This is a genomic window from Mesorhizobium sp. M7A.F.Ca.CA.002.09.1.1 (assembly GCF_003998555.1).
GTDB classification, from domain to species: domain Bacteria; phylum Pseudomonadota; class Alphaproteobacteria; order Rhizobiales; family Rhizobiaceae; genus Mesorhizobium; species Mesorhizobium ciceri.
In genome coordinates, this window is record NZ_RZRR01000224.1 from 1 (window position 1) to 6,927 (window position 6,927).

The window sequence follows — 6,927 nt, forward strand, 5'->3', positions numbered from 1 at the left end:
CTCTACATCTTCTCGCTGCTGGGGCTGTTCGTCGGGCTCTTGTCCGACCTGCTCTACACCTGGGTCGATCCGCGCATCGATTTCGAGCGGAGAGACGTCTGATGTCGGAGGCTACAGTCCCCGTCAACGCGGCACCCGCGCGGATCAAGCGGCCGTTTCTGTCGCCGCTCAACAAGCGCCGCCTGCAGAACTTCAAAGCCAACCGCCGCGGCTACTGGTCGCTGTGGATCTTCCTCGTCCTGTTCGTGCTGTCGCTGTTTTCCGAGTTCATCGCCAACGACAAGCCGATCATCGCTTCCTACAAGGGCGAAATCCTGTTTCCGGTGCTGGTCGCCTACCCCGAGGAAAAATTCGGCGGCTTCTATGCCGTCACCGATTATCGCGATCCGGTCATCCAGGACGAGATCAACGCCAATGGCTGGATGATCTGGCCGCCGGTGCGCTACTCCTATCAGACGGTCAACAACGCTATTCCCGAAGCAGCACCGGCCAGGCCGTCGTGGCAGTATGACGCCAAGACACGCTGCAACCAGTATCCGCAGGGTGCTGCCGACCCCGCCTGCATCGTCGGCAACTGGAATTGGTTGGGCACCGACGACCAGGCGCGCGACGTGCTGGCGCGCGTCATCTACGGCTTCCGCATTTCGGTGCTGTTCGGCCTGATCCTGACCGCCGGCTCGGCCTTGATCGGCGTCGCGGCCGGCGCCGTGCAAGGTTATTTCGGCGGCTGGACGGATCTCTTGTTCCAGCGTTTCATCGAGATCTGGTCCGCCATCCCGGTGCTCTATCTCCTGCTCATCGTCGCCGCCATCCTGCCGCCGGGCTTCTTCATCCTGCTCGGCCTGATGCTGCTGTTCTCCTGGGTGGCGCTGGTCGGCGTGGTGCGGGCCGAGTTCCTGCGCGCCCGCAATTTCGAATATGTCAACGCGGCCCGGGCGCTCGGCGTGCCCAACCGCACCATCATGTTCCGGCACCTGCTGCCTAATGCCATGGTGGCGACATTGACCTTCATGCCCTTCCTGCTCTCGGGCTCGATCTCGACGCTGACCTCGCTCGACTATCTCGGCTTTGGCCTGCCGCCCGGCTCCGCCTCGCTCGGCGAATTGCTCAAGCAGGCGCAGCGCAACCTCAATGCGCCGTGGCTCGGCATTTCCGGCTTCGTCGTCATCTCGCTGATGCTGTCCCTGCTGGTCTTCGTCGGCGAGGCGACGCGCGACGCCTTCGATCCGCGCAAGACGTTCAGATGAGCGAAGCCCCCTTGCTCAGCGTACAGGACCTCAGCGTCGCCTTCAGCCAGGGCGGCGGCCAGTCGACGGCTGTCGACCACATCTCGTTCGACATCGCCAAGGGCGAGACGGTGGCGCTGGTCGGCGAATCCGGCTCCGGCAAATCGGTCTCGGCGCTTTCGGTGCTGAAGCTTTTGCCCTATCCAAGCGCCAGCCACCCCTCGGGAAAGATCGTGTTCCAGGGCAACGACCTGCTGGCGATGAGCGAGAAGCAGTTGCGGCAGGTGCGCGGCAACAAGATCACCATGATCTTCCAGGAGCCGATGACCTCGCTCAATCCGCTGCACACGATCGAGCATCAAATCGTCGAGATCCTGAAGCTGCACCAAGGCATGGCCGACCGCCCCGCCAAGGAGCGCACCCTGGCCCTGCTCAACGAGGTTGGCATCCGCGATCCGCACAAGCGCCTCGATGCCTATCCACACCAGTTGTCCGGGGGCCAGCGCCAGCGCGTGATGATCGCCATGGCGCTGGCCAACGAGCCCGAACTGCTGATCGCCGACGAGCCGACGACGGCGCTCGACGTCACCGTTCAGGCGCAGATCCTCGAACTGCTGGCCGGCTTGAAGAGCCGCAAGGGCATGTCGATGCTGTTCATCACCCATGATCTCGGCATCGTGCGCAAGATTGCCGACCGCGTCTGCGTGATGACCAAGGGCAAGATCGTCGAGACCGGCCCGACCAAGGAGATCTTCGCCAATCCGCAGCATGCCTACACAAGGCATCTGCTGGCGGCCGAGCCGAAGGGCAAGCCGCCGGCCGCCAATGCCGACGCCAAGCCCGTCATGACCGGCAAGGACATAAAGGTCTGGTTCCCGATCAAGCAGGGCTTCTTCCGCCGCACCGTCGACAATGTGAAGGCAGTGGACGGCATCGATGTCACCGTGCGCGCCGGCCAGACGCTCGGCGTGGTCGGCGAATCCGGCTCCGGCAAGACGACGCTCGGCTTGGCGCTGGCGCGCATGATCTCGTCGACCGGCATGATCCAGTTCAACGGTCGCGACATCAACCAGCTGTCCTTCAATGCAATGCGGCCGCTCAGGCGCGAATTGCAGATCGTCTTCCAGGATCCGTTCGGCTCGCTCAGCCCGCGCATGTCGATCGCCGAGATCATCGAGGAAGGCCTCAAGATCCACGAGCCGAAGCTGTCGCCCGACGAGCGCGACGACAAGGTGGCCGCCGTGCTGAAGGAGGTTGGGCTCGATCCGGCGACCCGCAACCGCTACCCGCACGAGTTTTCCGGCGGCCAGCGCCAGCGCGTTGCCATCGCACGCGCCATGGTGCTCAACCCGCGCTTCGTCATGCTGGACGAGCCGACATCGGCACTCGACATGAGCGTGCAGGCGCAGGTCGTCGACCTGCTGCGCAGCCTGCAGGCCAAGCACGATCTCGCCTATCTCTTCATCAGCCATGATTTGAAAGTCATCCGGGCGCTCGCCAACGACGTCATCGTCATGCGCAATGGCAGGATCGTCGAAGCCGGCCCTTCCCAGCAGATTTTTGAAAATCCGCAAACCGACTATACTCGGGCGCTGATCTCGGCCGCCTTCAAGATCGAGACGGCACCGGTCGGCATCGTCAGCGAGTGATTTGCGTAAAGAGGGACTAAAGGACCGCAATGGAAAAAGGCCGCATCCTGCTTGCCGTCACCGGCTTTCATCCGCAGCGCTGGCGCGACCTGCTGTCGGCCGAACGCGAGGTGGTGCTGGAGCCGGACGGCGCCAGCGACCCCTCGATCACCTATGCCGTTGTATGGAAGCAGAAGCCGAACATCCTGGCGTCGCTGCCCAATCTGCGCGCCATCTTCTCGATCGGCGCCGGCGTCGACCATATCTTCGCCGATCCCGGCCTGCCCGACGTGCCGATCGTCAAAATCGTTGCCGACAACCTCACCCAGTACATGACGGAATATGTCGTCTGGCGGGTGCTCGACCATCACCGCCAGGGCCTGCTCTACCGGTCGCAGCAGTCGAAGAAGATCTGGCATGAGCCGCAGCAGAGGCCTGCCGGTGACATTTCGGTCGGCATCATGGGCCTCGGCAGTCTCGGCCGCGCCGCGGCCTCGGTGCTGCTCTCGCTCGGCTTTGCCGTCAATGGCTGGTCGCGCACCGACAAGGCCATGCAAGGCGTCGCGACCTATTCCGGCGAAGCTGGATTGATCCCCTTCCTCAAGGCAACCGACATCCTGGTGGTGCTTCTGCCGCTGACGCCGGAGACCAAGGGCATCATCAACTACGGCGTGCTGAAGGAGCTGCGGAAACGCAACGGCCTCGGCGGCTCGGTGCTGATCAATGCCGGGCGTGGCCGCCTGCAGAAGGATGCCGACATTTTGCGGGCGCTGGATGACGGCACGTTGAAGGAGGCAAGCCTCGACGTGTTCGAGGTCGAACCGCTGCCGAAGACCAGTCCGCTGTGGGGGCATCCGAAAGTGTTCGTGACGCCACACGCGGCGGCGACCTCCGATCCGGTGCATCTGGCGCCGATCATGCTGCGCCAGATGGACGCCTTCGAACGCGGCGAAAAGCTCGACAATCTGGTGGACCGCGATGCAGGGTATTAGCCAGGACAAGGCCTCATCGGGCCAGGTCCCACTCCCGGAAGCACTTCTTGATTGCCCGCAGTGACGATAACTGCACCTTTGGCAGATCAATCTGCTCGAACATAGCCAGGTAGCGTTTGCGATTTTTCGGCGTGGCGACAGTGATATGGCGGATCATATCCCATTTGACGCTGTCGCGCCCGCCCTCCAAGGCACCGCGCCTCTCCCGCTCCAACAACGTCCGGCGAAAATAGCGCAACAAACTTGCGGGTGTGGAAATGTCCAACAGGATCAATCCCGTCGCCCGCCGAAAACGTTGCGGCATACCTACCGAATAATTCCCATCCATCACCCAACGCTCTCCGGCGATTGCGGCGTCGTGCAAGGCAATGAATTCGTCCCTTGGGCGCGCTTCCCAATCCGTGTTCGGGAGATGGAAGAGCTGATCGAGGTGAACAGTCGCCAGATCACGCTTGCGGGCAATCGCGTCGGCGAGGGTCGACTTGCCACTGTTGGACGGCCCCAAGATACATATGCGGTCCCCGAGCTCCGAGAGATGCATCCGATCGTGCCCTGCAAGGTGGTTTGTTGCCTGCGATTCTCGACCCGTAGCCGCCTCCGACCTCTAGCCAGGCAGAGCGATCTTCTTCTGCTTCTCCGGCTGGCCGCAGTCGCGTCGGTCGATCGACCGGTTCATGGCATCGATCTCACCGCTCGCCTTGTCGGTATCGCGCTTGGCCTTGGAGCGCATGTCCGGCGTGAACGGGCCGAAGCCCATCGCCGGATTGGAGAAGGTCGGCTTGGCCTTGATCGGCAGGTTGTATTGCTGCGCCAACCCGTTGCGCTGCGCCAGCAACTGGTCGCACGGCACGGTGTCGTATTGCAGGGAGGACTGGACGTTCGCATCCTGCTGTTCCGACATCGACGTGCCGCCGACACAGCCGGCGGTCAGCAGGCAAGAGGCCAAGATCATCATGTTCCAGCGCATCGGCTATGCTCCTCCTGATATCCCGCCCTGACGCGAGCAGATCGCAAATATCAGTCGCGCATGCAAATCGGACTTTTTCACAGCAGGAATATTTGCGAGGCGGCGAGGCTGCCCCTCCGCAGGCGCGTGGCTGACGGAGCATCAAACGAAAAACCCGCCTGTGCGGCGGGTCACTGGCGCAAATCAGCACCATGAGCGAAAATGTACCATAGCTGAGGGCAGGGCGTCAAGAAAAAATTCCTATCGCACCCGACGAAAAGCTGCCGACACCGCCGACCGGCTGTCGTCAGGTCTTTTGTTCAGCTGAGTTCGGAGCCCTGGCCACAACGACCAACCCGTTGACGTGTTCCCCGCGATCCTGCCGGATCGCGGTTGGTTCCAGTGACAGGACCGAAAGCCCGTTGGCGGCCAGCACGTCGAGCACATAGCGTTGCGCATGCGCATAGCGGCGTGACGGCAGCAGCGCGAAATCGCCATCGCCAGCCAGCGTCTCGACGGAAAACGCGAACAGGCCATCCGTGGCCAGCAAGCCGGCAATCGTCTTCACCACGCCGCCCAGCGCACCGACATAGATGAAAACATCGGCCACCGTCACCAGATCGGCTTTCGGACCGGCATAGGGAAAATCCCGCAGATCAGCCTTATCGAGGAAATCGTAGACGCCCTTGGCCCGCGCCTTTCTCAGCATTTTGGCCGAAATGTCATACCCCTCCAGCCGGTCGGCGATCGGCCGCAGCCTCTGCCCCATCAGGCCTGTGCCGCAGCCGAGATCGAGCGCCAGCGCGAAGCGGCCCGGCCTTGCCGCTCGAATGGCCTGGTCGAGCATCCCAGGCAGGCGGTAACCCAGCCTGCCGACCAGGGACTCGTCGAAGCTCTCGGCATAATGGTCGAACAAGGTCTCGACGAAGGCGCTGGGGAGCGCATCGACCGCCGGCGCCTTGCCGATCAATTGCAGGTTCAGTGCAGCGCCTTGACGATCCGATGGATCGAGTTGCAACGACATCGTCCACGCCTGTGCGGCCAGATCCGCCGCGCCCGCCGCCTGCTGCATCTCGCCGAGACGAAACCAGCCCATCGCCCATTGCGGCGTTATTTCCAGCGCACCGAGCAGCAATTCCGCCGCCGCCGCATGATCGCCATCCGCGTGCAGCATCTCGGCATAGTCGGCGCGGCGATCGGCGTTCAAGTCGCCTGACGAGGCCTGAAGCGGTTTCATGGCGGCGGGTCCTGCCGGCGGATCGAGCCGGCGGTGCTCTATGCGGGAGTCAGCAGTGACTTACAACAGGCTTCCCGCCGCGGAATTATATCCTATCTTGGAGACCATGCGCACCAGTGTTCTGCTTCATCCCCGGCCCGAGGGCCTCTATTGCCCGCCGGGCGATTTCTTCATCGACCCGGTTCGGCCGGTCAACAGGGCACTGATCACGCATGGCCATTCCGACCACGCGCGTTCCGGCCACCGCTCGGTGCTGGCGACGCAGCAGACGCTCGACATTATGGGGCTGCGCTACGGCGAGGGTTTCGCTGGCACGACGCAAGCGGCACAACTGGGTGAGACGATTGCCCTCGATGGCGTCAGCGTCAGCTTCCATCCGGCCGGCCATGTGCTGGGCTCGGCGCAGATAGCGGTCGAGCATCAGGGCACGCGCATCGTCGCTTCCGGCGACTACAAGCGGCAGAGGGACGCGACCTGCGCGCCATTCGAGCCGATCCCGTGCGATGTGTTCATCACCGAAGCGACGTTCGGCCTGCCGGTGTTTCGCCATCCCCCGGACACCGAAGAAATCGCCCGCCTGCTGAAATCGGCCGCGCAGTTCCCTGAACGCTCGCATCTGGTCGGCGCCTATGCGCTGGGCAAGGCGCAACGGGTGATGCGGCTGTTGCGCGACGCCGGCTACGACAGGCCACTCTACATCCATGGCGCGCTGGCCAAACTCAGTGAGTACTACCAGAGCCAAGGCATCGATCTCGGCACCCTCGAACCGGCGACCGTCGAAAGCGGCGGCAAGGATGATTTTGCCGGCGCCATCGTCGTCGGCCCGCCTTCGGCCTTCGCGGATCGCTGGGCGCGGCGGTTTCCCGATCCGATCTCGTGCTTTGCGTCAGGCTGGATG

7 protein-coding genes are annotated in these 6,927 nt (G+C 63.2%); 4 read left to right on the plus strand and 3 right to left on the minus strand.

Features of this window, described 5'->3' with window-relative positions; translation table 11 throughout:
- Positions 1-101: 101 nt before the first annotated feature.
- Genes EN994_RS12455 through EN994_RS12465 form a run of 3 tightly spaced genes read left to right on the plus strand, consistent with a single transcriptional unit; the run spans position 102 to position 3,846 of the window.
- Complete coding sequence (locus tag EN994_RS12455; RefSeq protein WP_063169974.1) at positions 102-1,247, plus strand: ABC transporter permease; 1,146 nt, start codon at positions 102-104, stop codon at positions 1,245-1,247.
- Entirely contained in the window at positions 1,244-2,875 is a 1,632-nt protein-coding gene (locus tag EN994_RS12460) for an ABC transporter ATP-binding protein (RefSeq protein WP_063169973.1), read from the plus strand. Before EN994_RS12455 ends, EN994_RS12460 begins: the two co-directional genes overlap by 4 nt.
- Positions 2,876-2,904: 29 nt before the next feature.
- Positions 2,905-3,846, plus strand: a complete 942-nt coding sequence (locus EN994_RS12465) for a glyoxylate/hydroxypyruvate reductase A (RefSeq protein ID WP_063169972.1) — start codon at positions 2,905-2,907, stop codon at positions 3,844-3,846.
- Between the two features lie 13 nt (positions 3,847-3,859).
- Here EN994_RS12465 and EN994_RS12470 read toward each other — a convergent pair whose 3' ends face one another.
- From EN994_RS12470 to EN994_RS12480, 3 genes are all read right to left on the minus strand, one after another.
- Positions 3,860-4,387: an AAA family ATPase gene (locus EN994_RS12470; protein WP_063169971.1), complete on the minus strand. Its 528-nt coding sequence runs from the start codon at positions 4,385-4,387 to the stop codon at positions 3,860-3,862.
- Between the two features lie 63 nt (positions 4,388-4,450).
- The gene (locus EN994_RS12475) at positions 4,451-4,813 is read right to left on the minus strand and encodes a hypothetical protein (RefSeq protein ID WP_063169970.1); all 363 of its coding nucleotides are present in this window, start codon (positions 4,811-4,813) and stop codon (positions 4,451-4,453) included.
- A 286-nt stretch (positions 4,814-5,099) separates the two neighbouring features.
- The gene (locus EN994_RS12480) at positions 5,100-6,029 is read right to left on the minus strand and encodes a methyltransferase domain-containing protein (protein ID WP_063169969.1); all 930 of its coding nucleotides are present in this window, start codon (positions 6,027-6,029) and stop codon (positions 5,100-5,102) included.
- A 106-nt stretch (positions 6,030-6,135) separates the two neighbouring features.
- On the opposite strand from EN994_RS12480, the gene EN994_RS12485 reads away from it, so the two are divergent.
- The coding region (locus EN994_RS12485; RefSeq protein ID WP_127307561.1) for a ligase-associated DNA damage response exonuclease at positions 6,136-6,927 on the plus strand (792 nt) is incomplete at its 3' end.

Excerpts from the sequence above, each read along its gene's own strand:
- EN994_RS12475 (WP_063169970.1), bottom strand. The coding sequence starts at position 4,813 with ATGCGCTGGAACATGATGATCTTGGCCTCTTGCCTGCTGACCGCCGGC.
- EN994_RS12455 (WP_063169974.1), top strand. The coding sequence starts at position 102 with ATGTCGGAGGCTACAGTCCCCGTCAACGCGGCACCCGCGCGGATCAAG.
- EN994_RS12460 (WP_063169973.1), top strand. The coding sequence starts at position 1,244 with ATGAGCGAAGCCCCCTTGCTCAGCGTACAGGACCTCAGCGTCGCCTTC.
- EN994_RS12480 (WP_063169969.1), bottom strand. The coding sequence starts at position 6,029 with ATGAAACCGCTTCAGGCCTCGTCAGGCGACTTGAACGCCGATCGCCGC.
- EN994_RS12470 (WP_063169971.1), bottom strand. The coding sequence starts at position 4,387 with ATGCATCTCTCGGAGCTCGGGGACCGCATATGTATCTTGGGGCCGTCC.
- EN994_RS12465 (WP_063169972.1), top strand. The coding sequence starts at position 2,905 with ATGGAAAAAGGCCGCATCCTGCTTGCCGTCACCGGCTTTCATCCGCAG.